Consider the following 23,972-nt stretch of genomic DNA (forward strand, 5'->3'; position numbering starts at 1 on the left):
TGCCGTTCGGTCCGGTCGCGGGGACTGACTGGTGGTGATGCGCGAAGGTTGCTTCCTTGTAGCCCGGTTGAGTGACTTTCAGCTCTTTTTCAGCACCAGCTCGGTGTTCCGGTCGGCCGCGCTGCCCGCGAGGGTCTTGTTGGCGCCGGGGGCGTTGTAGGACAGCTCGCGGTAGAGCGCGGCGAGGCCGGTCTGGGAGAGGTCGGCGTAGTCGGTGCGGTGCGGGGCGGCCGACTCGATCAGGGTGGTGAAGACGGAGAGCGTGCCGTCCTTGTTGTCCACCAGCTCGATGACGCGGGCGAGCTGGGGGTAGTCGACGTGCGAGGCGGTGGAGATCTCCCAGAAGGAGCGGCCGCCGGAGGCCTTGTGCGGGGTGATGACGTTCTTGTGGATGTGCCCGTTCACCCAGGCCAGCAAGTTGCTGTGGGAGGCGAGGAGCGAGATCACCTCGGCGCCGTCGTGGCGCCGCTCCCCCGGGCGGGCCGGGTCGGGGCGGGTGTTGTTCATCGTCTTGCTGGTGTGGTGGCTGAAGACGACGGCGTAGGAGTCCTTGTTGTCCTTGAGCGTCTTGTCCAGCCACTTCAGCTGGGCGGTGCCGATGGACCCGTCGTAGTGGCCGCCGGCGTCGGTGGTGTCGAGGCTGATGCCGATGACGTCGTCGGAGATGCGGAAGGCGTAGTACTGGGTGCCCGCGTCCAGGTTGGCCGAGGAGTAGCCGTGGCCGACCGGGCCGTGGCCCTGGTGGGCGGGGTCCAGGTGGGCCTTCAGATAGTCCGCGGAGGTGTACGGGGCGCGCTTCTCGTCCGGGGTGACCGAGTGCATCGAGCGGGCGTGCGCCTTGAGGAAGTCGCGGTAGCCGACACCCTTGGGGTCCTTGGCGTTCTTGATGGCGTCCTGGAGCTTCTTGGCGTCGGCGGCGGAGACGTTCAGCAGCTTCTTGCCGCCGATGGCCGCCTCGACGAGGTAGCGGTCGGCGTGGGAGCCGTAGCAGCCGAGCGGGAGCGCGTCGTGGTTGCCGACGGTGGAGTACCAGGGCAGGTTGAGGCCGGGGCTCTTCACCTCGCGGACGGCGGCGGCCAGGAAGCCCTTCAGGTGCGGGAAGCCGAGCGCCTTGTCGCCGTCGCGGACGGTGGAGTCGGGCTGCCAGTACAGCTTGAGGCCGCTGTTCTGCACCCCTTCGTAGTGCCGGGGGTCCCCGGTGTTGGGGCTGATCCGGCCGCCGCTCATCACCTTCATGAACCACTCCAGTTCGGAGTGGGCGTTGTTGTCGGTGTTGTCGCCGGTGGTCATGACGAAGTGCAGCGGGGCGCCGGTGACGGGGGCGCCCCGCAGCGCGTTGACCCGCTCGACGAGTGAGATGGCGCCGGGCACGGTCAGCGCCTCGTGCGGGCGCCAGGCGTGCGGGTCGGTGGAGCGCAGGAACTCCAGGCGCAGCGGGTGCTGGACGTCCATCAGATGCAGGTCGGTGAACTGCACGAACGCGGCGAGGGTGGTGCGGCGGCCCGCGCGGCCGGACTTGGCGGCGGCCAGCTCGCTGCGCACGACCCGCTTCCAGCCGGGTCCGTCGCCCAGGCGGCGGTAGCCGGAGCTGTTGCGGGGGGCGGCGACCGAGGCGAGGGTGGTGCCCTTGGTGTAGGGGGCGAGCGGGGCCGCGCCGGAGACCTTGCGCGAGGCGGCGACGGGAGCCTCGGTGCGGGACGCGGCCTCGCTGTCGGTGGGGCGAAGGGCGTAGCCGACGCCCGCGGAGAGCGAGACCGCTCCGGCGGCGGCGAGGACGGTACGGCGGTGGACCCCCAGAGCGGAGGTGGCGACAGAGCGTATGCGCGACATGGCGCGATCTCCCCGAGTGCGAACGCGTCGGCAGGTGGTCGCGGGCCGTCGCAGGCGCGAACGCCCCGCTCGCTCTGGATGGTTGGCAGCGGGGATGACCTGCGCGTGAACGCGGCGGCAACGCGCAGCGCCGATCACCGTACGTGGATCTCGGGGTAGGGGTGCGGCCATGGAGTGGATTGCGGATGGCCCGAGGACGGCTACTCCTCGTTCATCTCCTGGGGTAGGGGACGGGCTCCGGGCTCCGGATGTCCGGCCGCGGGGCGCTCGCGCCACAGCCGCAGCGCGGTGTCGACGAGCGACACCCGGACCAGTCCGGGAACGGCGTCCAGGTCCTGCCAGGCCGCGAAGTCGGTGGAGCCGCCGATCTCGTGGCGGAGTTCGCCGCCGACGACCTCACCCGCGTAGACGATCCGCACGCCGTGGTGGTCGGTGCGGCGGCGCAGCCGCCCGCTGCGGAGGACATGGCGCGAGGAGTCCACGCCGAGCAGGGCGGTGACCCGGATGCGGTAGCCGGTCTCCTCGGTCACTTCGCGGCGCACGGTGTCGTAGGGGTCCTCGCCGTGCTCCATGCCGCCGCCCGGCAGGACCCACTCGGGGGTGCCGTCGGGACTCGGGGAACGGGCGAGCAGGATCTGTCCGTCGCGGATGCACACGGCGTAGGCCGCCACCCTCAGTTTCCGTCGCATGGACGGACGTTAGCGGCTGTCCTCCGGGTTGGCGGGCGAATATTCCGGCGCCGACCAGCGCAGGGGAAGGGCCTCGGCGGTCTCCAGCACCTCCGTGACGGCGAAGCGGACCGTCCGTCCGCCGTCGGGGGCGAACTCGGTGTGCGCTTCGCCGGTGAGCTGGAGGGCGGTACCGGTCGTCCAGTCCAGGAAGAGCAGTCCGGCGCGCGGGTCGGTGCGCAGGTTGCCGAGAGTGAGGAACATGGCGTTGCCGGGGTAGTCGGGCCAGGTCAGTTCGCGGGGTGAGGCGACGCGGACGAAGCCGGGGCTGCCGCCGCGGTGGCTGACGTCGGCCCCGGCGGCGTGCACGGTGGCCAGGAAGAAGGTGTCGGCCGCGGCGATGAACCCGGCCTGTTCCGCCCGCAGCCGGTCGGCCCGCCGGGGTGCCCGGGGTGTGCGGCTCTCGATCCGCTCGTAGGACTCCCGGCGCCGGATGTACTTGGGGCAGTTGGAGAACACCTGGTCCGCCGTGACGGCGAAGCCCCGGGCCGTGGGCCGGAGCCGGCCGTTGAGGCGCATACGGCGGCGGGTGCGCGGGTCGAGGGCGATGGAGCCGACGAGGGTGCCCGGTGTGGCCAGGGCCGCCGCGAGCGGATCGGCCGGGGGCCGCCCTCCCGCACGGCCGGAAGCGCGGGCGGCACCCACGTCGACGGACATCTGCCGGGGCCCGGTGGCCCGCACGAACCCGGGCCGGCCCGTGAGCGGCGAGGCCCACACCCGGCCGGTGCCGGGATCCGCCGCCCCCACGACCAGCAGGGGCTGGATGCCCAGGAAGGCCGCCGCGACCGGTGTGATGTCCTGGCCGAGGGAGCGGCCGACGTGGTCGGCGCGCTCCCGCACCCCTACCCGGTCCTGCAGGGCGCGCGAGCCCGCGTGATAGCCGCTCATGACTAGAAGAAGCCGCAGGTCGGAGCCGAGGCGTGCGGGGCGGGGGCATCCTCGGCGCCCAGGGGCGCGGAGATCTCCAGGCGGGTGCCGTCCGGGTCGTGGAAGAAGATCCCGCCCGAGGCCGCCCCCTCCCCGTGGGCCACCACGCCCTCGTGGTGGAACTCCACCCCGGCGCCGCGCAGCGCCGTCTCGTACTCCCGGACCCGGTCCGCCGAGTCGGCCGCGAAGGCCAGGTGGTGCAGTCCGGCCCGGCCGCCGTCGTACGCCTCCTGCGCCTGCTGCCAGAGGGTGAGCAGCGGCTCGGCGCCGTCACCCGCGCCGTCACCCGCGCCGAGGAAGGCGTACCGGCGGTCGTCCTCCTTGCCCTCGGCGAGCAGCGCGAAGCCCAGGACGTCCCGGTAGAAGGCGAGCGAGCGGTCGAGGTCGGTGACGTTCAGGCCGGTGTGGCCGGTGCGCAGGGTCATGGCTCTCCTCTTGGGGGCTGCTCGGGCTGTTCCCGTCGGACAATCTAACCGTCATAGAAGACGTTAGAGGGTTAGATGGAGAGGAGTCAACCGGTCACGTACTCTTGAGCGGTTAGCCGAGAAGGAGTGCACCATGTCCACCGCCCGCGATCCCCGCCCGCTCACCGGCGAGCCCCTCGCGCTCGACCTGCTCAACACCCGGTGGAACCAGGAGGGCGTCACCCGGGACCTGCTCGCCGACACCGGCGGGCTGGCCGTGTGGCTGGCCTCCAACGGGCTCGACGACACCCACGCGGGCGACGAGGACGCGCTGCGCCATCTGCTCCGGGCACGCGAGGCGCTCGGCACCGCGGTGGACGGGTCACCGACGGACGGGGCGCCGCTCGTCGACGCCGTCCTGGCGCACGGGCGCATCCGGGCCCGGCTGACCGCCGAGGGGGCGGCCGAGGAGCCGGAGTTCGCCGACCCGTCCTGGGGTCCGGCCTGGCTGGCCGCCCGCAACTACCTGGAACTGCTCGCCCGGGCCCCGGACCGGATCCGCTCCTGCGCCCACGACACCTGTGTCCTGCACTTCTTCGACACGTCCAGGAACGGCACCCGCCGCTGGTGCTCGATGGCCGCCTGCGGCAACCGCGCCAAGGCGTCCCGCCATTACGCCCGCTCCAAGGACAACTGACTAAATCCGCAAGCATTCACGCCTTAGCCGGTCAAAACGCATCGCGGGTTTTCCCCATACATCGATATCGATTCGGTCAACGGTCCCCAAAATTCACTCCCTTGGGTGAAGCTGTGCCCTCGTCCGGCACTGCACTCTTCACCTACTAGGGACGCCGATGACCCTCACCCCCGACCGTGACCCGATACCCGGCCCGAGACGCCTGGCCCGCACAGCCGTGGCCGTGGGCGTGGTGGCCGCCCTCTCCGCGGCCGGGCCGGTACCCCTGGCCCTCGCCGCGGACACACCGCCGGCCGCGGCGACCGGCTCCGGCGTCAAGTCGGCCCAGCACAAGCTGGGTTCGGACGACGCCGATCTGCTCGCCGAGGCCAAGGCGGACGGCGACAAGAACGTCACGATGATGATCGCGACCGCACCGGGGCAGACCGAGCAGGTCGCCAGGGAACTGGACGCGGTCAGGGGCGGCTCGGTGGGCCGGACCTACGACGGGCTCGGCTATGTGCGGGCCACCGTCCCCACCAAGGCGGCGGACTCGGCCATCGCCGCCGCAGCGAAGCTCTCCTCGGTGCACGCGATCGACCTGCGCCAGGAGATCCGGCTGGACGACCCGGCGCCGAACGCCACGACCGCCGCCAAGCCGTCCTCGGCGAAGGGCGCTCAGCGCGGGCCCGGCAAGAACACCCCCGCCGAGAACCCGTACAACCCGTCCTTCGAGACCGGCGCCGTCGACTTCGTCAAGGACCACCCGAAGGCGGACGGCCGGGGCATCACCATCGGCATCCTCGACTCCGGCGTCGACCTCGGCCACCCGGCGCTGCAGAAGACCACCACCGGCGAGCGCAAGATCGTCGACTGGGTCACCTCGACCGACCCGATCGCGGACGGCGACGCCACCTGGCGCCCCATGGTCACCGCGGTCTCCGGCCCGAGCTTCGGCTACGGCGGCCAGACCTGGACCGCGCCCGCCGGCTCCTTCGAGATCAGCACCTTCAAGGAGTCCGCCACCACCGGCGGCGACGAGAAGGGCGACCTCAACCGGGACGGCGACACCACCGACAGCTGGGGCGTCCTGTACGACCCGGCGGCCGGCACGGTCACGCTGGACCTGAACAACAACCACGACTTCACCGACGACACGCCGATGAAGCCGTACAAGGACGGCTACCAGATCGGCTACTTCGGCACCGACGACCCGAAGACCGATGTCGTGGAGCGCGTCCCGTTCGTCGTGCAGATCCGCAAGGACGTGCCGATGGACCCCTACGGCGGTGACTGGGTCGGCAAGAAGGCCGACTTCGTCAACATCGGCGTCATCGAGTCCGAGCACGGCACGCACGTGGCCGGCATCACCGCCGCCAACGGCCTGTTCGGCGGGAAGATGAACGGCGCGGCCCCGGGCGCGAAGATCGTCTCCTCCCGTGCCTGCACCTGGACCGGCGGCTGCACCAACGTCGCGCTCACCGAGGGCATGATCGACCTGGTCGCGAACCGGGGCGTCGACATCGTCAACATGTCGATCGGCGGCCTGCCGGCGCTCAACGACGGCAACAACGCGCGCGCCGAGCTGTACACCCGGCTCATCGACACCTACGGCGTCCAGCTGGTCATCTCCGCGGGCAACGAGGGCCCCGGCGCCAACACCATCGGCGACCCCGGCCTCGCGGACAAGGTGATCTCGGTCGGCGCGGGCATCTCCAGGGAGACCTGGGCCGCCAATTACGGCTCGCAGGTGGACAAGAAGTACGCGCTGATGCCCTTCTCCTCGCGCGGCCCGCGTGAGGACGGCGGCTTCACGCCGACCCTGGTCGCGCCCGGCGCCGCGATCAACTCCACCCAGACCTGGCTGCCGGGCTCCCCGGTCGCCGAGGCGGGCTACACCCTGCCGGCCGGCTACTCGATGCTCCAGGGCACCTCGATGGCGTCCCCGCAGGCCACGGGCGCGAGCGCGCTGCTGCTGAGCGCGGCCAAGCAGAAGGGCATCGACCTGACGCCCGCCACCCTGCGCACGGCACTGACCTCGACGGCCGACCACATCAAGGGTGCGCAGGCCTACGAGGAGGGCGCGGGCCGCATCAACATCGTGGACGCGTGGGACGCGATCCGCGACGACGCGACCGCGCACGACTACACCGTGAGCGCCCCCGTCGACACCGCGCTCGGCCAGGCGCTCAAGACCCCGGGCCGCGGCACCGGCCTGTACGACCGCGAGGGCGGTCTGAAGGCCGGACAGAAGAAGTGGTACGACGTCACCATCACCCGCACCTCCGGACCGGACAAGGCGCTCCGGCACGAGCTGCACTTCGAGAACAACGCCGGCAGGACCTTCCGCATCCTCGGCGACGACGTGGTGCGGCTGCCGCTGAACCAGCCGGTGACCGTCAAGGTCCAGGCGGCGCCCCGGTCGGCCGGCATCAAGAGCGCGATCCTGGAGGTCGACGACCCGACGACCGAGGGTGTCGACAAGCAGATCCTCACCACGGTCGTGGTCTCCGCCCCCGTCGGCTACACCTACTCCACGCCGGGTTCGGTGCAGCGCAACAGCACCCGGTCGTACTTCCTGACCGTGCCCCAGGGCGCCAAGTCCCTGGAGGTCGCGCTCGGCGGGCTGAAGGACAAGAGCCAGACCCGGTTCATCGCGATCCACCCGTACGGCACCCCGGTCGACAACACCGGCACCCCGTACTGCTACGTCAACTACCTGGACGGCAACGGCTGCAAGCCCGACGTGCGGTCCTACGCCGACCCGCAGCCCGGCGTCTGGGAGGTCGAGGTCGAGGCACGCCGTACCTCGCCGCTGCTCGACAACCCCTACACGCTGGACGTCTCCGTCCTCGGCGCGGCCTTCGACCCGGAGACCGTGACCGTGCCCGAGGCCAAGGTGGGCACCCCGGCCGCCGCGTCCTGGAAGGTGACCAACACGTACGCGGCCCTCGACGGCAAGCTGGCCGGCGGCCCGCTCGGCTCCGCCAAGACGGCCCGTCCGTCGATCAAGGAGGGCGAGACGCAGACCACCACGGTGGAGGTCCCGGCCGGCACCAAGTCCCTGGACGTGGCCATCGGCAAGGTCTCCGACGCCGCCGCCGACCTCGACCTGACCGTGTACGACGCGAGCGGCAAGCAGGTCGCGCAGTCCGCGGACGGCGACTCGGAGGAGGCCGTCTCCGTACCGTCCCCGGCCGCCGGCACCTACACCGTCAAGGTCGTGGGCTACTCGGTCCCCTCGGGCTCGACCGACTACGACTACCGGGACGTGTTCTTCTCGTCCACGCTCGGCACCGTCACGGTCGACGGCTCGGCCCCGGTCAAGCTCGGCACGGGCGACTCGGCCACGGTGACCGGCCAGGTCACGGCCGCCGCCGAGGCCCCGGCGGGCCGCGAGTTCTTCGGGCAGGTCCAGCTGGTGAACGCGCGCGGCACGGTCGCGGGCACCGGCAGCGTGAAGATCGAGAAGGTCACGCCCTGACGCGGTGACCTCGGGTGACGGGTGAGGGGCGGGTGTCCGGACGGACACCCGCCCCTCACTGCTTTCCGGTCGGCGCCTCCGCCCCTCCTTGGTGGCCGGTCGGCTCCTCAGCCCCTCGCTGGAGGCCGGTCGGCCCCTGCGCCCCTCACCGCTTTCCGGTCGGCTTCTCGCTCCGCTACGGACAGGTGGTGTGCCGGGCCGTGGGCAGCGCCTCGGTGATCCAGGCCCGGTTGACGGCCACGCGGGCGTCGCCCACGGCCCACAGACCGGCGTTCTGCCGGCCCTGGCCGATCCCGACGAGTACGTGCTGTCCCTTGCGCGGGGCGGGCTTCGCCCCCTTGTCGAGGAGGAACGTGACCTCGGCCGGTGCGTGCGCGGGCCGGTAGGAGCGGCCGACGGTCAGGACGATCCGGATCCAGGGGCTCTCGGGGCGCGGCTCCACCTTGGCCACGGTTCCCTCCACGACCAGCCGGTAGCAGGCCAGGACCCGTGCGGGGTCGGCGGGCCGGCCCTCGTCTCCGGAGATCCCGGCCGAACCCTCGGCCGTGCCCTGCGCCGCGCCCTTGGCCGCGCTGTCGGCGGACCCGCCCGTCCCCGCGTCCCCCACGGCATGCCCCAGGACCCAGCCGAGCCCCGCGACCATCGCGAACGCGGCGCCGCCCGCGAGCGAACCGAGGGCGATCCGCAGCGCCCGGCGCGGGCCGGACGGACGGCCGGGACGCGGCGGGCGTGCGGGGCGGGCGGCACCGACGGGACGGGTGACACTGCGCGCCCGGCGGGCAACGCCCCCGGTTCCCCGAGCTCTCCCGGCTCTCCCTGCTTCCCCGGCTTGGCCGGCTTCCCCAGCTCCCCCGGTTCCCCCGGACACCCCGACCACCGACGTCCCGGCCGTCGGCCTTCCGGGTACGGGCTCGGCGTCCTGCCCCTGCTGCACCTCCCCGGTCAGCGCCTCCCCGGTCAGCGCTTCCGCGAGCCATGTCAGCTGCTCCCGCAGGACCGCCACGTCCGCCTCGGCCGACCGGTGGGCCGCCAGGAAGTCCGGGTCCCGGTGGGCCTCCTTGCCCGGCGTGTCGCCCGTGATCGCGGCCAGCAGCGCGTCCGTGCCGTCGTACTCCCCCGCACTCCCGCGGCCCCCGGCGTCCTGCGCGCCCTCGTGTCCGGCGGTCATGTCACACCACCTCGTCCTCGTGCAGCCGGTCGCGCAGGGCGCGGACCGCCGTGTGCAGCCTGCTCTTGACCGTGCCCTCGGGAACGCCCAGCTCCTCGGCGATCGCGCGCACCGGAAGGTCGGCGAAGAAGCGCAGGATCACCACCTGGCGCTGGGCGTCGGGCAGTTCGTCCAGGCCCTGGGCGACGGCGAGGGAGAGCAGGCTGGTCTCCTCGCCGGACGGGTGCGCGGGCTCGCGCTGCGACGCCAGCCGCTCCCCCAGCCGTTCCTGGCGCCGTTTGGCCCGGTGCCAGTCCATGGCCAGGTTGGAGGCGACCACCGCCGCCCACGCCGACACGTCCCGCGGCGCCTCGCGCCCGCTCGCGGCCCGTTCCAGCAGCCGCAGACGGACCTGCTGTACCCCGTCCAGCAGGTCCGTCTGCGGCACCCCGCCGAGCGCGAGCACCGCCCGCACCCGGCGTTCCTGGGCCGCGTCCAGCGGATCCCCGCCGGTGCGGTCGGCACCGGCGTACACCCCCTGGTCGCGGCGCGCCCCTCCGCGCAGCACAAGCCACCCCCTCACGCGTTTGGACCTACGACGCCGGAGGGGGCGGAAACGTTCGGACGGGGTCAGAGGTGTACGTCACACCGGGTGTGGCCGGGGTCCGGACGGGCAGGGGCGGGACAGCACAGCTTCCGGCGCGGGGCCCCGAACGAGGGAACATCTCCAGCTCGGCCGGGTGACGGGCGCAGGTGTGCAACCGTCCGTCGAGTGATCGTGTCCCACTCCTCGGGCACGCTTCGCAAAGAATTGGACAGGTGGACCGGGGTCGGCCGCATGATGGAAAAGCCCCGGTCAGGAAAGCAACGCACAGAGGGAGTCGTCGTGAGGGTCGGAATCGTCGGAGCCACCGGTCAGGTCGGCACGGTCATGCGCAGGATCCTCGTGGAGCGGAACTTCCCCGTCACCGAGCTGCGCCTGTTCGCCTCGGCCCGTTCGGCCGGGACGGTGCTGGACGGCGTGACGGTGGAGGACGCGGCGACCGCCGACTACACGGGCCTGGACATCGTGATCTTCTCCGCGGGCGGCGCGACCTCCAAGGCGCTGGCCGAGAAGGTCGCCTCCCAGGGCGCCGTCGTGATCGACAACTCCTCGGCCTGGCGGAAGGACCCCGAGGTCCCGCTGGTGGTCTCCGAGGTGAACCCGCACGCGATCGCCGACCGCCCCAAGGGCATCATCGCCAACCCGAACTGCACCACGATGGCCGCGATGCCGGTGCTCCGGCCGCTGCACGAGGAGGCCGGCCTCGAGGCGCTGGTCGTCGCCACCTACCAGGCGGTGTCCGGTTCCGGTGTCGCAGGCGTGGCCGAGCTGCACGGCCAGGCCCAGAAGGTGGTCGCCGACGCGGACCGGCTGACCCACGACGGCGGGGCGGTCGACTTCCCGGAGCCGCAGGTCTACAAGCGGCCGATCGCCTTCAACGTGCTTCCGCTGGCGGGCTCGATCGTCGACGACGGTCTGAACGAGACCGACGAGGAGCAGAAGCTGCGCAACGAGTCCCGCAAGATCCTGGAGATCCCGGACCTGAAGGTCTCCGGCACCTGCGTGCGCGTCCCCGTCTTCTCGGGCCACTCCCTCCAGGTCAACGCCCGCTTCGCCCGCCCGATCTCCCCGGAGCGGGCGACCGAGCTGCTCGCGAAGGCCCCGGGTGTCGTCCTGTCCGAGATCCCCACGCCCCTGGAGGCGGCCGGCCAGGACCCCTCGTACGTCGGCCGTATCCGCCGCGACGAGACGGCGGACAACGGTCTGGCCCTGTTCGTCTCCAACGACAACCTCCGCAAGGGCGCCGCGCTGAACGCGGTCCAGATCGCGGAACTGGTGGCGGCCGAGCTGTCGGCCAAGTAGGGCGGATCCTCGCCATCCTCCCGGCAAGGGGCGGTCACGGGCGCGTGACCGCCCCTTCCGTGTGCCGCCGCCCGGCGACCAGCGCCGCGAGCCAGGAGGCCCTGTCCCTGGCGGCCGCCGGCCGCGGCGCCCTGCTGCTGTGCCGCCCCACGGCCGCCTACCACCGGCGGGAGGACCTCGTTCACGTCCCCGTCGAGGACCTGCCCGGCTCCGCTCTCGGGCTGGTGTGGCAGCGTGGGGCGGAGACGGAGGCCGTTCGGGGGTTCGCACGCGTGCTGACGGAGACGCGGTGAACAGCGGAGGACATCGCTTTCCCTGCGGATCCCATGGAAGGATGGCGCGCAACCCACACATATCGAGGAGATGACCGCGTGCCTGGCACAAACCTGACTCGCGAAGAGGCGCAGCAGCGGGCGAAGCTGCTCACCGTTGACTCGTACGAGATCGATCTCGACCTCTCCGGCGCGCAGGAGGGCGGCACGTACCGGTCCGTGACCACCGTGCGCTTCGACGTCGCCGGGACCGGCGCCGCTTCCTTCATCGACCTCGTGGCCCCGGCGGTCCACGAGGTGACGCTCAACGGGGACGCGCTCGATCCGGGCGAGGTCTTCGAGGACTCCCGGATCGCGCTGCCCGGCCTGCTGGAGGGCCGCAACGTCCTGCGGGTCGTCGCCGACTGCGCCTACACCAACACCGGCGAGGGCCTGCACCGCTTCGTGGACCCGGTCGACGAGCAGGCCTACCTGTACACCCAGTTCGAGGTTCCGGACGCCCGCCGGGTCTTCGCCTCGTTCGAGCAGCCGGACCTGAAGGCGACCTTCCAGTTCACCGTGAAGGCCCCCGAGGGCTGGACCGTCATCTCCAACTCCCCGACGCCGGAGCCGAAGGACAACGTCTGGTCCTTCGAGCCGACGCCGCGCATCTCGTCGTACATCACGGCGCTGATCGTCGGCCCGTACCACTCCGTGCACAGCGTGTACGAGAAGGACGGGCAGAGCGTGCCGCTCGGCATCTACTGCCGTCCCTCGCTCGCCGAGTTCCTGGACTCGGACGCGATCTTCGAGGTCACCCGGCAGGGCTTCGACTGGTTCCAGGAGAAGTTCGACTACGCGTACCCGTTCGCGAAGTACGACCAGCTGTTCGTGCCCGAGTTCAACGCGGGCGCGATGGAGAACGCGGGCGCGGTGACCATCCGCGACCAGTACGTCTTCCGGTCCAAGGTGACCGACGCGGCGTACGAGGTCCGGGCGGAGACCATCCTGCACGAGCTGGCCCACATGTGGTTCGGCGACCTGGTCACCATGGAGTGGTGGAACGACCTGTGGCTGAACGAGTCGTTCGCCACCTACACCTCCATCGCCTGCCAGGCCTCCGCGCCCGGTTCGAAGTGGCCGCACTCGTGGACCACGTTCGCGAACTCGATGAAGACCTGGGCGTACCGGCAGGACCAGCTGCCGTCCACGCACCCGATCATGGCGGACATCCGCGACCTGGACGACGTGCTCGTCAACTTCGACGGCATCACGTACGCCAAGGGCGCGAGCGTGCTCAAGCAGCTCGTCGCGTACGTCGGCGAGGACGCGTTCTTCACCGGTGTGCAGGCCTACTTCAAGGCGCACGCGTTCGGCAACACGCGCCTGTCCGACCTGCTGGGCGCCCTGGAGGAGACCTCCGGCCGCGACCTGAAGACCTGGTCGAAGAAGTGGCTGGAGACGGCCGGCATCAACGTCCTGCGCCCGGATGTCGTCACCGACGCCGAGGGTGTCATCACCTCCTTCGCCGTCCGCCAGGAGGCCCCGGCCCTGCCCGCCGGCGCCAAGGGCGAGCCGGTGCTGCGCCCGCACCGCATCGCGATCGGCCTGTACGACCTCGACGGGGCGAGCGGCAAGCTGGTGCGCACCGACCGGATCGAGCTGGACGTCGACGGCGAGCTGACCGTCGTACCGCAGCCGGCCGGCCGGCGCCGCCCCGACGTCATCCTGCTCAACGACGACGACCTCTCCTACGCCAAGGTCCGCCTGGACGAGGAGTCGCTGAAGGTCGTCACCGAGCACCTCGGCGACTTCGAGGAGTCGCTGCCGCGCGCCCTGTGCTGGGCTTCGGCCTGGGACATGACCCGTGACGGCGAGCTGGCCAGCCGCGACTACCTGGCGCTGGTGCTGTCCGGCATCGGCAAGGAGTCGGACATCGGCGTGGTGCAGTCGCTGCAGCGGCAGGCCAAGCTGGCGATCGACCTGTACGCCGACCCGGCCGCCCGCGAGGCCCTGCTGACCCGCTGGACCGACGCGACGCTCGCCCATCTGCGCGCGGCCGAGCCGGGCAGCGACCACCAGCTGTCCTGGGCGCGGGCCTTCGCGGCGACCGCGCGCACCCCCGAGCAGCTGGACCTGCTGGAGGGCCTGCTGGACGGCACGCACACCGTCGAGGGGCTGGCCGTCGACACCGACCTGCGCTGGGCGTTCGTCCAGCGGCTGGCGGCGGTCGGCCGGTTCGACGAGGCGGAGATCGCCGGCGAGTACGAGCGCGACCGCACCGCGGCCGGTGAGCGGCACGCGGCCACCGCCCGCGCGGCCCGCCCGACGGAGGAGGCCAAGGCGGAGGCGTGGGCGTCGGTCATCGACTCCGACAAGCTGCCGAACGCCGTGCAGGAGGCCGTGATCGGCGGCTTCGTGCAGACCGACCAGCGCGAGCTGATCGCCCCGTACGCGGACAGGTACTTCGAGGTCCTGAAGGACGTCTGGGACTCCCGTTCGCACGAGATCGCCCAGCAGATCGCGATCGGCCTGTACCCGTCGGTCCAGGTCTTCGAGGAGACCCTGGCCAGGACGGACACCTGGCTGGCCGCGGCCGAGCCGAACGCGGCCCTGCGCCGGCTGGTCTCGGAGTCCCGCTCGGGCGTCGAGCGCGCCCTGAAGGCCCAGGCGGCGGACGCGGCGGCAGCCGTCTAGCCCCGCGTACGCCGACGAAGGGCGCCCGGCACCGAGCCGGGCGCCCTTTTCGCCGTGTTCGGCGGCACACCCGCTGTGTTCGGCGGCACACCCGCCGCGCTCAGCGGCACACCCTGCGGGCGATGTCCAGCATGGTCCGCATGTGCAGCGCGGTCTGCGCGGACACCGGGATCCAGCGCAACTCGTACGCCTTGTCGAGCTCCCGGCACCACTCCCGCACCAGGTCCGCGAGGACGTCGGCGGTCTCGGGGGCGGTACGGGCCAGGGCCCGGCGCATCATGGCGGCCGCCCGCAGCGGGATACGGCGGCCGGCGATCCCCAGGGTGGCGAAGTGGCCCCGGGAGCCGTCGCGCTCCCCGGCCCAGGCGGCGGCGATCGACGGTGCCACGTCGAGCAGTTCGCGGGCGGCGGTGCGCAGCGGCAGCAGACCCTCGGGGACGCCGTCGGGCGGGGTGTCGCCGAGCAGCTCCCGAAGCGCTTCGACACGGCCCAGCATCAGCTCGCCCGCCAGGGCGCCCTCCAGCTCCGGGTCGGGTGCGGGCCGGGGATCGCTCACCGCCACAGCCGCCCAGGCGGGCGCCTCGACGAGCGCGGTCAGGGTGCCGTACCGCCGCGGATACAGCCAGGTGCTCTCGGCGACGAAACCGCTGGGGTCACGCTCGCTGCCCGGGCTGCCGTCGGGAAGCCACAGGACGCCCGGCGGGTCCGGGTGCCAGTCGGGACCGTCGCCCGGACGGTGGTCGAGTGGGATGCGCAGGCGGGCGGCCGTCTCCCGGAAGGCCCGCACGGCACCGGGCACCTTCCTGGTCTGCATCGTGAAGGCGCCGCCGAACTCGATGCCGTGCAGCGTGAACTGCACCGCGGGCCGCAGTTCGTCCAGCAGCCGCACGAGCGCCGCCGACTCGGGCAGCGGCTCCCGCCCCGTGCCGGACACCGGCAGCGACTCGGGGTGGCAGGCGAACTCGGGCCGGAAGAAGTGCCGGTGGCACTCCTCCAGCGACGGGGCCGGCTCCTCCGGCTGCCAGCCGTGCGCGAGGCGGGCCCCGTCCGGGTCGAGGCACAACAGGAAGTGCCAGGTGCAGCCGAGTGACCGCAGTTGCTCCGGCCGGCGCGCCAGGACCCTGGCCAGCCGGAGCGCAGAGGCCCCGCCCACCGGCTCATTGGCGTGCGCACCGGCGACGGTGAGGATCTGCCGCTCCCCGCTCCCGGCGGACAGCAGCCGCAGCGGGCGCCCCTTGCGGCTCTCACCGACGGTGCGCAGCCGCAGCACCCCGGGCGCCGCGGCGACCAGCGCACGGGCCCGCCGCTCCAGTTCTCCGGGGCCGGGATGGAGCGTGACCTGGGAGTTGCCGAGACCCGCGGTCTCCTTCATCAACTCACCTGTTTCGTAGGGACGTTGGCCGCACCCATGGCAGCGCCGGCGACAGGCCCTGTCAAGAGCGGCCCGCACGCCGCAAGCGGCTGCACGAACACAGCGGCATACAGAGGGAAATACCGGACACTACGGGCGGCACCACGGGCTCGACGCGACGCCGGCGGGCCGGCCCCGGGAACATGGCCTCCGGTGACGCCGGCGGGCCAGTCCGGGAACATGCCTCCGGTGACGTCGGCGGGCCGGCCCGGGAACATGCCTCCGGTGACGTCGGCGAAGGTGCCGGTGACGCCGGCCGCACGGTCGGAGGCGAGGAAGCCGGCCGTGGCCGGTCTTCGGTGACCGGCGGGCCCGAGGGCGACGTCCGGATCCCGCCGGTCGACGGGCCGGCGACGGACCACCCTGACGGTATGACCGTATACACCGCACGACCGCTGACGCCCACCGTCCTCAAGGAGCTGCGCACCTCGGACGACGCGGGCCGGCCCATGACCCCCTTCACCGACGGGGAGGGCGGCGCGCCGCTGCGCTGCTGTCTGCGCCGCAGCGTGCCCGGCGAGCGCATCGCCCTGGTCTCCTACGCGCCCCTGCGCCGCTGGGCGGCGGAGACCGGCGTCGACCCGGGTGCCTACGACGAGCAGGGCCCCGTCTTCATCCACGCCGACGAATGCGCGGGGCCGCCGGACACCGACACCCTGCCCTTCGCCAACGCCCACCGCACGGTCCGCCGCTACTCCGCCGACGGCCGCATCCTCGGCGGCCGCCTGGTCGAGGACGGGGCCGATTTCGCACCGGCCTTCACCGAGGCCTTCACCGACCCGGAGGTGGCACTCGTACAGGTACGGGCGGTGGAGTACGGCTGCTTCCTGTACGAGGTACGCCGGCCCTGACGGGCCGGTACGCCGGCCTTGACGGTCCGGCCGACGCGGGAAGGCGCTCCGCAGCAGCCGATCACTCCCATCGCACAGGGACGGGTGTCGGCCAGGGTTCCCACCCAGGAGCAGCACCGAGCGCCGAGCCTGCCCGGCGGCCTTCCGGCACTCCGTACCCTGCGCGTCGTGTTCAGCGTGTTCAGCGACGACGACCGCCCCGTCGAAGCCACCGTCATGGTCAAGGCGGGCCACTTCTGCGAGCTGCAGTACGAGTTCACACCCGAGTGACCGGCGGCGGGACGGCTGCGTCCTTGAGGGCCTCCAGCACCCTTCCGACCGCCGCCCCCGCCTCCGCCCCCTTCCGCACCGCCGCCACCACATGCCGTACCGGCCGCTCCGCGCCCAGTTCCCGCATCACCACGCCGTCGCGGCGCGCCGCCGCCGTCCGCGGGACCAGGGCGACCCCCATGCCCGCCTCCACCATGGCCAGGATCGCGGTCCAGCCGGAGGCCGAGTGGCCCTGGTGGGGGCTGAAGCCCGCGGCCTCGCAGGCGCGGCGGGTGATGTCCGACCAGGGGCCGCTGCCGCCGAAGATCCAGGGTTCGGCGGCCAGGTCGGTGAGGGTGAGGCCGGGGGCCGTGGCCAGCGGGTGGTCCGGGGGCAGGGCGACGTCCAGGGGGTCGGCGAGGAGGGGCAGGCGGGTGAAGCGGGGGTCGGCGGCGCTCGGGGCCTCGGCGGCGAGGGAGAGGGCGAGGTCGACCTCTCCGGCGGCCAGCAGCTCGCAGGCCTCGGCGGCCTCCGCCTCGCGGACCCGGACGGTCACCGCGGGGTGCGTGGTCCGCAGGGCCTGCACCGCCGGTACGACGAGGGCGGGCACCGCCGTGGAGAAGGCGCCGACCCGCACCTCGCCGGCCTCGCCCTGCGCGTAGGCCGTCAACGCCGCGTCGGCGCGCTCCAGTTGCTCGAACACCGCCTCCGCGTGCCCCAGCACCAGCCGGGCCGCGTCGGTGAGCCGCACCCGGCGGCCGTGGGCCTCCAGCAGGGGCACGCCGAGCTGCCGGGCGAGGTTGGTGAGCTGCTGGGAGACCGCGGAGGGGGTCATGTGCAGGGCCTGTGCCGCCGCGGTGACGGTCCCCCGCTCGCGCAGGGTGCGCAGGATCTGCAGCTTCCTGAGGTCCCACTCGGCCATGCGGGCACGTTACACGCCGGCCTCGGACGACACCGGTACGGCAGTGTCCACACGACTGCCTTGGGGGACGGGCCGGCGTCCTGACGGCTGCCTCGGGGAACGGGCCGGCGTCCTCATGGCTCCTCCGGGAACGGGCCGGCGTCCTCACGGCTGCCCCGCGGAACGGGCCGGCGTCCTCACGACTCCTCCGGGAACGGGCCGGCGTCCTCACGGCTGCCCCGCGGAACGGGCCGGCGTCCTCACCGCTGCCCGGGGGAACCGACCCACTGTCCCGAGCGGCATCACCCAGGCCGAGTTGAGTACCCGTGCTCACGTCCGGGGCGGGCCCGTGCCGCGAGGATCGATGCGGCGGCGCAGCGAAGAGCGCCGGCTTCCCACACCCCAGACAGTTACGGAGAGCCCGCCGTGTCCCGACGTATCGCCCTGTCCCTGGCCGCCGGTGTCGTCGTCCTCGGAGGCGCGGGTGCCTTCGCCCTCGCCCACGCCGGGGACCAGCCACCCGCCCTGGCGCACAGCACCGCCCGCTACACCGCTCCCGACGGCGGCCGGGACGGCTCGTTCGCCTTCGCCACCGAGGTCACCGCGTCCTCCGGCGTCAAGAGCGTGAAGGTCCTGGCCTGGCCGGCGAACTCCGCCCTCGCCAAGAAGGAGCCGACCGCCAAGGAGATGGCCGCGGTGGAGTCGGCCGCCTGCAAGCCCGCCGGCAAGCACACCGTGCGCTGCACCTACACGACCCGGGTCACCCGCGCCGAGGCCGCGTCGTCCCCGCGCGGTTCCTGGCGCGTCGCCGTCCTCGCCACCGCCGGGGACGGCACGACCACCCTGGACACCAAGGCCGCAGGCTTCACCGTCGGCTGAACAGGCTGAACAGGCCGAACAGGCCGAACAGGCCGAACAGGCCGAACAAGCCGAACAAGCCGAACAGGCTGGGCTGGACACAGAGAGGGTGCCTTTTCCTGCCCGGCCCCGTCGGCCGTGCGCGCCGCACGGGCGAGGTCTCAGCGGCGAGCTCCCGCACCCAGCATGACGCCGCCCAGAATCAGCCCCATGCACAGCAGCTGGGGCCCACCGGTCGTCTCGCCGAGCAGTGCCCAGGAGAGCAGGGCCACGCAGACGGGCTGGAGGTAGTAGACGATGCCGGCGCGGGCGGCGCCGATCAGGGCGATGGCCTTGTTCCAGGCGAAGAAGGCGACCGCGGAGGAGGCCACTCCGACGTACAGGAGGGGCAGGACCGTGCCGGGGGTCGGGCGGAAGCCGCCCTGGACGGCGAGGCTGGTGGCCTGTACGGGCAGCAGGAGGACGGTGCCCACGAGGAACGTGGTGAACAGGAACGCGGTGCCGCTCATGTCGGCGGGCCTGCGGCGCAGCAGCGCGCTGTAGCCGGCGAAGCTGCAGCACGCCGCGATCATCCACAGGTCACCGGCGCCGAACCGCGCACCGCCGCCGACCAGCAGCACCACACCCGCGCACGCCGTGAGCAGCCCGGCGACCCGCCGCGCCCCGAGCCGTGCGCCGCCCAGCCGTTCGAACACCGCCATCAGCACCGGCGAGGCGGCCATGATCATGCCCATGGTGGCGGCGGGGGTGGTGAGTCCCGCCTGGTTGACGAGGGTGTTGTAGACGGCGACGCCGAGCAGGGAGGCCAGCAGGACGTAGCGGCCGTGCCGGCGGATCAGCTTCCGCTGCCGCCAGGCCTGCCGGGCGCCCAGCGGCGCGACGGCGGCCAGTGCGATCACCCAGCGCCAGAAGGCGTGCTGCACGGGCGGGACGCTGTCGTGCAGCGCGCGCGAGGTGACGAAGCTGCCGGACCAGACGACCGTGGCGAGGGCGGCGAGGGCGAGGCCGAGCACGGGGGCGGGAGCGGCAGCCTTCCGGGGGCGGGGCAGGGGGGTGGCGTTCTGGTGCAGGGCTGTGGCCACAGAGATCCTTTCGGTGATCGGTGTGCACCTACCGTCGCAACGCCCGACCCGTCAGGTCCATCGAATCCTTTCGAGCAGTCTTTTCAGCAGAACTGAACGATGTACGCCTGCCCGTGCCCAGCTGCGCGGCCAGCGTCGCCCCGAAGGCCAGCGCCATGCCCGTCACCTGCACCGGGGTCAGCGCCTGTCCGAGGGCCGCCCAGCCGACGACGGCCGCGGTCAGCGGGGAGAGCGGGCCGAGGAAGCCGACCTGCGGGGCGGTGAGCCGGCCGATGCCGCGGAACCAGAGCCAGTAGGCGACCGCCGTGTTGGCCAGCGCGAGGTAGAGGTAGCCGCCGACCGCGCGGCCGTCGAGCGCCGGCGGGGCGCCCTCCACCAGGAAGGCGACCGGCGCGATGAACAGACCGCCCGCGGTGAGCTGCCAGCCGGTGAGCGCGAGCGGGCCGACGCCGTCCGGCCGGCCCCACCGCTTGGTCAGCACCGTCCCGGCGGCCATCGAGGCGGTGGAGGCGACGGCCGCGAGCACCCCGATCGCATCGAGGGCACCGGCTCCCTGCAGGACGACGAGGCTGACGCCGAACGCGGCCACGCCCCCGGTGACCAGCGTGCGCGGGGCGGGCCGCTGCCCGAGCAGCAGCGCCGAGAGGCCTACGACGAACAGGGGGCCGACCGAGCCGACGACGGCGGCCATCCCGCCGGGCAGCCGGTACGCCGACACGAACAGCAGCGGAAAGAAGGCGCCGATGTTCAGTGCGCCCAGCACCGCCGCCTTCCCCCACCAGGCGCCGCGCGGCAGCACGCGGGTGAGGGCGAGCAGCAGCAGTCCGGCCGGCAGGGCCCGCATCAGGCCCGTGAACAGGGGGCGGTCGGGCGGCAGGAACTGGGTGGTCACCGCATAGGTGGTGCCCCAGGAGACGGGGGCGAGAGCGGTGAGCAGGACGGTCGCGGACCGTTTCCCGACCACTCCCGCCAAGGCCGTCTTCTTCCCGGCCGTTCCCTTCACGGCCGTTTCCTCTGCGGCCGTTTCCTCTGCGGCCGTTTCCTCTGCGGCCGTTTCCTTCGAGGCCGGTCCCTCTAAGGCTGTCCCCTCTACGGCCGTTCCCTCTACGGCCGTCGCCTCGGTGGGCGTTCCCTCAGTGGCTGTTTCCTTCATGGCCGTTCCCTTCGAGGAAGTGCGGGTCAGACCGTGGCGGGCGCCGCGGTCGGAGGCGTGTTGCGGGCGACGGTCACCGGCAGCGGGCGTACCGCCTCCGCCGGCAGGCGCTGTTCCACGCGGATCAGCAGGGTGGCGGCGACCGCCGAAGTGAGGACGAGGACGGCCCAGGGCAGCCGGCCGTCCACCGCGATCAGAGCGGTGAACAGCGAGGGGGCCACCGCCTTCGCCAGGGACCAGGACATCTGGTACGCGGCCATGTACCGGCCGCGCACCGCCTCGGGCGCCGCCGACACCGCGAGCACCTCGGCGGCGGGGCTGTGGATCAGCTCGCCGGCCGTGTAGACGACGACCACGGCGATCAGGGCACCGCCCAGCAGCGTCGCGCTGTCCGGGCGCAGGGTGCCCAGCACGATCTGCGCGGCGAACGCGGTGGCGAACAGGCCCCCGCCCAGCGCGGCGGCCCGGGTGCGGCGGGCGCCGGCCCGGCGCACCCGGGATCCGACGAACACCCCGGCCACCGCGCACAGCACCGTGTTCACGGTGAAGGCGGATCCGGTGAGCGCTGCGGGCCCGTGCAGCCACTCCACGATGAACAGCGGGAAGAGCACGGACAGGGCCGAATAACTCAGCGCGTTGAGGAAGTTGGCGCCGGTGACGATCAGGAAGGGCCGGTCGGCCAGCACCAGCCGGTAGCCCGCGCCCGCGCTGGGGACCGTACGCCCGCGCGCCGGACGCATCGGCTTCAGCGGGCGCAGCAGCAGCGCGGCGAGCGCGAAGGAGAGGGCGTTGCCCCAGGCCGCGCAGCTGTACCCGGTATCCCCCGCGAAGGCGATGACCAGGGAGGCCAGCAGGGCTCCGGCGCCGCTGCCGCCGTTCTGCATCGCGCGGGTCGCCGCCTGGAGCCGGTCGCGGCCGGCGCCGCGCGCCACCTCGCCGACCAGCGCCTGCTGGGCCGCGGGGAAGGCGCGGTCGGCGGCGGCGGTGACCAGGGCCAGGGCGGCGAAGGCGGCGAGGGACTGGGCGAAGGGGTACAGCGCGAATCCGGCGGCCCGCACGCCGTACAGCGCGTACTGCACGCGCTTCGCCCCGTACCGGTCCACCGCGGCCCCGGCGAGCGGAAGCGTGCCGATGCCGACGAGGCCGGTGACGGTGAGCACGACGCCCACGACGGTGAAGGACAGTCCGGTGACGTGGTGGAAGAACACCAGCGTGAAGGGCACGTACATGCCGGTACCGACGCCGTTGACGGCGGCGGCCACGGGCAGGGCCCACTCCCCCGGGATGCGCTCGCTCTTGCGGCTCTTCCTCTGCACGGTGCCGACCCCCTTGAAGTAACTTGATAGGAAGTAGCTTAGCTCCAAGCTACTTTTCGTCAAGCTACTTTCTTGCGGGTGACCGTCCGCCGAGCGATACTCGGCACATGGAAGAAGGCGGGCAGCAGCGCAAGGACCCTGTCGACGCGATCATCGGGCAGTGGGCGGCGGTCCGGCCCGATCTCGACACGAAGGCGATGGAGGTCTTCGGGCGGATCTACCGCCTCTCCCGGGCCATGAGCGACCGCATGGAGAAGGCCTACGCCGCCTACGGCATCTCGCGCGGCGAGTTCGACGTGCTGGCGACCCTGCGCCGCTCCGGCGAGCCCTACACGCTGTCCCCGCGCCGGCTCTCGGCGACGCTGATGCTCACCACCGGCGGCATGACCGGCCGGCTCGACAAGCTGGAACGGGCCGGGCTGCTGCGCCGCTCGCCCGACCCCCACGACCGCCGCGGCCTCCAGGTGACGCTGACCGAGAAGGGGTTCGACGTCATCGACCGGGCGGTCGGCGCCGGCCTGGCCGTCCAGACGGAGGCCCTGTCCTCGCTCGACGACGAACAGGCCGGCCAACTGGCCGGCCTGCTGCGTGAGTTGCTCGCGGGGACACCGGGGGCGGAGCACTAGCCCAGCCGCCCGGCGGTTCCGGGGCCGCGCAACGGCCTGGTGCGAGCGGGCAGGGGGCGGTGCGTCGGCCGGGCGACCGGTCCGGGGCGGTGCGCCGGCCTGGCTGTCGAGCAGGTCCGCGGCGGTGCGTCGGCCTAGGTGTCGAGCAGGTCCGGGGCGAAGACGTCCTCGATCCTCCACCGCCGCGTGGACAGGCCCTGCTCGTAGTGGTAGCGCAGGTACGTGTCGAGGGCGGTCCGGTTGGCCGCGATGCCGTAGGGCCACCAGTCCTCGGGGAACAGTTCGCCGTTGCGCTCGACCAGCGCGTTCATCCACGGGACCATGGTCTGGACCTGGTAGAGCCTGCGGTGCCGGCGGTAGCGGTCGGCGGCGGCGTCCTTCGCCCGGGAGAAGGCGAGGTGGATGTCGTGCGCGAGGCCGGGCCGCTCCCGCAGCAGTTCGCGCCGGACGACGATCGTGTGCATGATCGGGAAGATGCCGGTCCGCCGGTAGTAGTCGCGCTCCAGCGGCTCGAAGTCGGGGAACAGCCGGCCGACGTCAGGGGATCCGTCCAGCACGCACTGCGGGACGTTCGCCGAGAACAGGGCGTCGATCTCGCCCGCGTCGAGCATCGCGCTCAGGGTCTTCCCCTCGGGCGCGACGGTCACGTCGACTTCCGCCGGATGAGGATGGGGGATGAAGTCGAAGGGGGCGGCGGGACGTTCGAGGCCACCGATCACCCAACGGCTCCGCTCGGGCTCGAATCCGTACTCGTCCCTCAGGATCCCCTTGGCCCACACGCCGGAGTCCTGGCCGTAGGTGCCGAACTCGCCGATGGTCCGGCCCGCGAGATCGGCCGGTCCGGTGATCCCGCTGTGGACGTTCACGAAGACGCACGAGTGCCGGAACACCCGGTTCGGGAAGATCGGCAGCGCCACGAACGGCAGGCCGGTCTCCAGCAGCCGCAGGTAGAACGTGAGCCCGAGTTCACCGACGTCGAACTCGTTCCCGCGGACCAACCGGTCGAAGATCTCCGGCAGGGTCGCCCCGGTCTCCATCCTGACGTCGACGCGGCCGGTGTCCACCGTTCCGTCGAACAGCGCCCGCGTCGTGTCGTACGGGAAGCATCCGACCGTGAGAGCGGGATCGGTCATGGGTATCACTCCTCATCGGCTCTTCATCGGCTCTTCATCGGCTCTCCGGCCCACGAGCACGGTGGCGCCGGAAGGGGTCCGGACGGCCGATCCCGCTGCCCGCTCGGCCGGCATCGGGATCATCCGCCGGGGGATCATCCGTTGGTCGGGATCCTCTTGCGATACGCGTACGCGCCTCTGGCCACCGGACCGCGGGACTGCGGGACCGGCCCGCGTGCCTGCCGGACAGCCCGACCGCCGGCCCGCGTGCCTGCCGGCACGCCCGGCGGACCGGCCGAACCAGCGGACCCGTGGGCCCGGTCGACCCATCCGCCCAGCGGACCCGTGGGCCCGGTCGACCCA

General features: G+C 72.7%; 20 protein-coding genes and 1 pseudogene. 9 read left to right on the forward strand and 12 right to left on the reverse strand.

Annotated elements, in window-relative coordinates:
- Window positions 1-78: 78 nt before the first annotated feature.
- The 4 genes from ACZ7P3_RS09180 to ACZ7P3_RS09195 all read right to left on the reverse strand — a co-directional run bounded on the left by ACZ7P3_RS09180 (window position 79) and on the right by ACZ7P3_RS09195 (window position 3,910).
- On the reverse strand, window positions 79-1,830 hold the full coding sequence (locus ACZ7P3_RS09180; RefSeq protein ID WP_472080058.1) for a TIGR03767 family metallophosphoesterase: 1,752 nt from the start codon (window positions 1,828-1,830) through the stop codon (window positions 79-81).
- A gap of 200 nt (window positions 1,831-2,030) precedes the next feature.
- Complete coding sequence (locus ACZ7P3_RS09185) at window positions 2,031-2,501, reverse strand: NUDIX hydrolase (protein WP_472080322.1); 471 nt, start codon at window positions 2,499-2,501, stop codon at window positions 2,031-2,033.
- A gap of 27 nt (window positions 2,502-2,528) precedes the next feature.
- A complete protein-coding gene (locus tag ACZ7P3_RS09190) occupies window positions 2,529-3,446 on the reverse strand; it encodes a pyridoxamine 5'-phosphate oxidase family protein (protein ID WP_472080059.1) in 918 nt (305 codons plus the stop codon).
- Between the two features lie 2 nt (window positions 3,447-3,448).
- Window positions 3,449-3,910 carry a VOC family protein gene (locus ACZ7P3_RS09195; RefSeq protein ID WP_472080060.1) on the reverse strand — a complete coding sequence of 154 codons (462 nt, stop codon included), beginning with the start codon at window positions 3,908-3,910 and terminating at the stop codon, window positions 3,449-3,451.
- A gap of 133 nt (window positions 3,911-4,043) precedes the next feature.
- Between ACZ7P3_RS09195 and ACZ7P3_RS09200 the strand changes: the two genes are divergently transcribed.
- Window positions 4,044-4,586: a CGNR zinc finger domain-containing protein gene (locus tag ACZ7P3_RS09200; RefSeq protein WP_472080061.1), complete on the forward strand. Its 543-nt coding sequence runs from the start codon at window positions 4,044-4,046 to the stop codon at window positions 4,584-4,586.
- 157 nt (window positions 4,587-4,743) lie between these two features.
- Complete coding sequence (locus ACZ7P3_RS09205; RefSeq protein ID WP_472080062.1) at window positions 4,744-8,049, forward strand: S8 family serine peptidase; 3,306 nt, start codon at window positions 4,744-4,746, stop codon at window positions 8,047-8,049.
- Between the two features lie 175 nt (window positions 8,050-8,224).
- Here ACZ7P3_RS09205 and ACZ7P3_RS09210 read toward each other — a convergent pair whose 3' ends face one another.
- Both ACZ7P3_RS09210 and ACZ7P3_RS09215 read right to left on the reverse strand, forming a co-directional pair.
- Window positions 8,225-9,217 carry a hypothetical protein gene (locus tag ACZ7P3_RS09210; RefSeq protein WP_472080064.1) on the reverse strand — a complete coding sequence of 331 codons (993 nt, stop codon included), beginning with the start codon at window positions 9,215-9,217 and terminating at the stop codon, window positions 8,225-8,227.
- A 1-nt stretch (window position 9,218) separates the two neighbouring features.
- Window positions 9,219-9,764, reverse strand: coding sequence for an RNA polymerase sigma factor (locus ACZ7P3_RS09215; RefSeq protein WP_472080324.1), 546 nt, complete (start codon window positions 9,762-9,764; stop codon window positions 9,219-9,221).
- A gap of 318 nt (window positions 9,765-10,082) precedes the next feature.
- Between ACZ7P3_RS09215 and ACZ7P3_RS09220 the strand changes: the two genes are divergently transcribed.
- The 3 genes from ACZ7P3_RS09220 to pepN all read left to right on the forward strand — a co-directional run bounded on the left by ACZ7P3_RS09220 (window position 10,083) and on the right by pepN (window position 14,050).
- Complete coding sequence (locus tag ACZ7P3_RS09220; RefSeq protein ID WP_472080066.1) at window positions 10,083-11,102, forward strand: aspartate-semialdehyde dehydrogenase; 1,020 nt, start codon at window positions 10,083-10,085, stop codon at window positions 11,100-11,102.
- A 44-nt stretch (window positions 11,103-11,146) separates the two neighbouring features.
- Window positions 11,147-11,395, forward strand: a complete 249-nt coding sequence (locus ACZ7P3_RS09225; protein ID WP_472080068.1) for a hypothetical protein — start codon at window positions 11,147-11,149, stop codon at window positions 11,393-11,395.
- 78 nt (window positions 11,396-11,473) lie between these two features.
- A complete protein-coding gene (gene pepN / locus ACZ7P3_RS09230; RefSeq protein ID WP_472080070.1) occupies window positions 11,474-14,050 on the forward strand; it encodes an aminopeptidase N in 2,577 nt (858 codons plus the stop codon).
- Window positions 14,051-14,150: 100 nt separating this feature from the next.
- Here pepN and ACZ7P3_RS09235 read toward each other — a convergent pair whose 3' ends face one another.
- Window positions 14,151-15,422, reverse strand: coding sequence for a M14 family zinc carboxypeptidase (locus ACZ7P3_RS09235; RefSeq protein ID WP_472080072.1), 1,272 nt, complete (start codon window positions 15,420-15,422; stop codon window positions 14,151-14,153).
- A 410-nt stretch (window positions 15,423-15,832) separates the two neighbouring features.
- On the opposite strand from ACZ7P3_RS09235, the gene ACZ7P3_RS09240 reads away from it, so the two are divergent.
- Window positions 15,833-16,312 (forward strand): DUF1203 domain-containing protein, encoded by a 480-nt coding sequence (locus tag ACZ7P3_RS09240; RefSeq protein WP_472080074.1) that lies wholly within the window; start codon window positions 15,833-15,835, stop codon window positions 16,310-16,312.
- Window positions 16,313-16,582 (forward strand): annotated as a pseudogene (locus ACZ7P3_RS09245) (hypothetical protein); the annotation flags it as partial.
- Here ACZ7P3_RS09245 and ACZ7P3_RS09250 read toward each other — a convergent pair.
- Entirely contained in the window at window positions 16,569-17,483 is a 915-nt protein-coding gene (locus tag ACZ7P3_RS09250) for a LysR family transcriptional regulator (RefSeq protein ID WP_472080077.1), read from the reverse strand. The pseudogene ACZ7P3_RS09245 and the gene ACZ7P3_RS09250 overlap by 14 nt on opposite strands.
- A 405-nt stretch (window positions 17,484-17,888) precedes the next feature.
- Here ACZ7P3_RS09250 and ACZ7P3_RS09255 point away from each other — a divergent pair, with 405 nt between their 5' ends.
- Window positions 17,889-18,341 carry a DUF5707 domain-containing protein gene (locus ACZ7P3_RS09255; protein WP_472080079.1) on the forward strand — a complete coding sequence of 151 codons (453 nt, stop codon included), beginning with the start codon at window positions 17,889-17,891 and terminating at the stop codon, window positions 18,339-18,341.
- 140 nt (window positions 18,342-18,481) lie between these two features.
- Here ACZ7P3_RS09255 and ACZ7P3_RS09260 read toward each other — a convergent pair whose 3' ends face one another.
- From ACZ7P3_RS09260 to ACZ7P3_RS09270, 3 genes are all read right to left on the reverse strand, one after another.
- Window positions 18,482-19,369, reverse strand: a complete 888-nt coding sequence (locus ACZ7P3_RS09260; RefSeq protein ID WP_472080326.1) for a DMT family transporter — start codon at window positions 19,367-19,369, stop codon at window positions 18,482-18,484.
- A 61-nt stretch (window positions 19,370-19,430) separates the two neighbouring features.
- Window positions 19,431-20,366: an EamA family transporter gene (locus tag ACZ7P3_RS09265; RefSeq protein ID WP_472080328.1), complete on the reverse strand. Its 936-nt coding sequence runs from the start codon at window positions 20,364-20,366 to the stop codon at window positions 19,431-19,433.
- Between the two features lie 215 nt (window positions 20,367-20,581).
- The gene (locus tag ACZ7P3_RS09270) at window positions 20,582-21,871 is read right to left on the reverse strand and encodes an MFS transporter (RefSeq protein WP_472080081.1); all 1,290 of its coding nucleotides are present in this window, start codon (window positions 21,869-21,871) and stop codon (window positions 20,582-20,584) included.
- A gap of 107 nt (window positions 21,872-21,978) precedes the next feature.
- Here ACZ7P3_RS09270 and ACZ7P3_RS09275 point away from each other — a divergent pair, with 107 nt between their 5' ends.
- Window positions 21,979-22,497 (forward strand): MarR family winged helix-turn-helix transcriptional regulator, encoded by a 519-nt coding sequence (locus ACZ7P3_RS09275; protein ID WP_472080083.1) that lies wholly within the window; start codon window positions 21,979-21,981, stop codon window positions 22,495-22,497.
- A 134-nt stretch (window positions 22,498-22,631) separates the two neighbouring features.
- On the opposite strand, the gene ACZ7P3_RS09280 is transcribed toward ACZ7P3_RS09275, so the two are convergent.
- Window positions 22,632-23,630 (reverse strand): substrate-binding domain-containing protein, encoded by a 999-nt coding sequence (locus tag ACZ7P3_RS09280; protein ID WP_472080085.1) that lies wholly within the window; start codon window positions 23,628-23,630, stop codon window positions 22,632-22,634.
- Between the last annotated feature and the right edge of the window lie 342 nt (window positions 23,631-23,972).

The sequence above is a fragment of the Streptomyces sp. NPDC107581 genome (assembly GCF_055657175.1).

Bases quoted from the DNA above. Each gene is read 5' to 3' on its own strand.
- ACZ7P3_RS09190 (WP_472080059.1), bottom strand. From the start codon at position 3,446: ATGAGCGGCTATCACGCGGGCTCGCGCGCCCTGCAGGACCGGGTAGGG.
- ACZ7P3_RS09200 (WP_472080061.1), top strand. From the start codon at position 4,044: ATGTCCACCGCCCGCGATCCCCGCCCGCTCACCGGCGAGCCCCTCGCG.
- ACZ7P3_RS09205 (WP_472080062.1), top strand. From the start codon at position 4,744: ATGACCCTCACCCCCGACCGTGACCCGATACCCGGCCCGAGACGCCTG.
- ACZ7P3_RS09195 (WP_472080060.1), bottom strand. From the start codon at position 3,910: ATGACCCTGCGCACCGGCCACACCGGCCTGAACGTCACCGACCTCGAC.
- ACZ7P3_RS09210 (WP_472080064.1), bottom strand. From the start codon at position 9,217: ATGACCGCCGGACACGAGGGCGCGCAGGACGCCGGGGGCCGCGGGAGT.
- ACZ7P3_RS09275 (WP_472080083.1), top strand. From the start codon at position 21,979: ATGGAAGAAGGCGGGCAGCAGCGCAAGGACCCTGTCGACGCGATCATC.
- ACZ7P3_RS09240 (WP_472080074.1), top strand. From the start codon at position 15,833: ATGACCGTATACACCGCACGACCGCTGACGCCCACCGTCCTCAAGGAG.
- ACZ7P3_RS09250 (WP_472080077.1), bottom strand. From the start codon at position 17,483: ATGGCCGAGTGGGACCTCAGGAAGCTGCAGATCCTGCGCACCCTGCGC.
- ACZ7P3_RS09180 (WP_472080058.1), bottom strand. From the start codon at position 1,830: ATGTCGCGCATACGCTCTGTCGCCACCTCCGCTCTGGGGGTCCACCGC.
- ACZ7P3_RS09280 (WP_472080085.1), bottom strand. From the start codon at position 23,630: ATGACCGATCCCGCTCTCACGGTCGGATGCTTCCCGTACGACACGACG.
- ACZ7P3_RS09235 (WP_472080072.1), bottom strand. From the start codon at position 15,422: ATGAAGGAGACCGCGGGTCTCGGCAACTCCCAGGTCACGCTCCATCCC.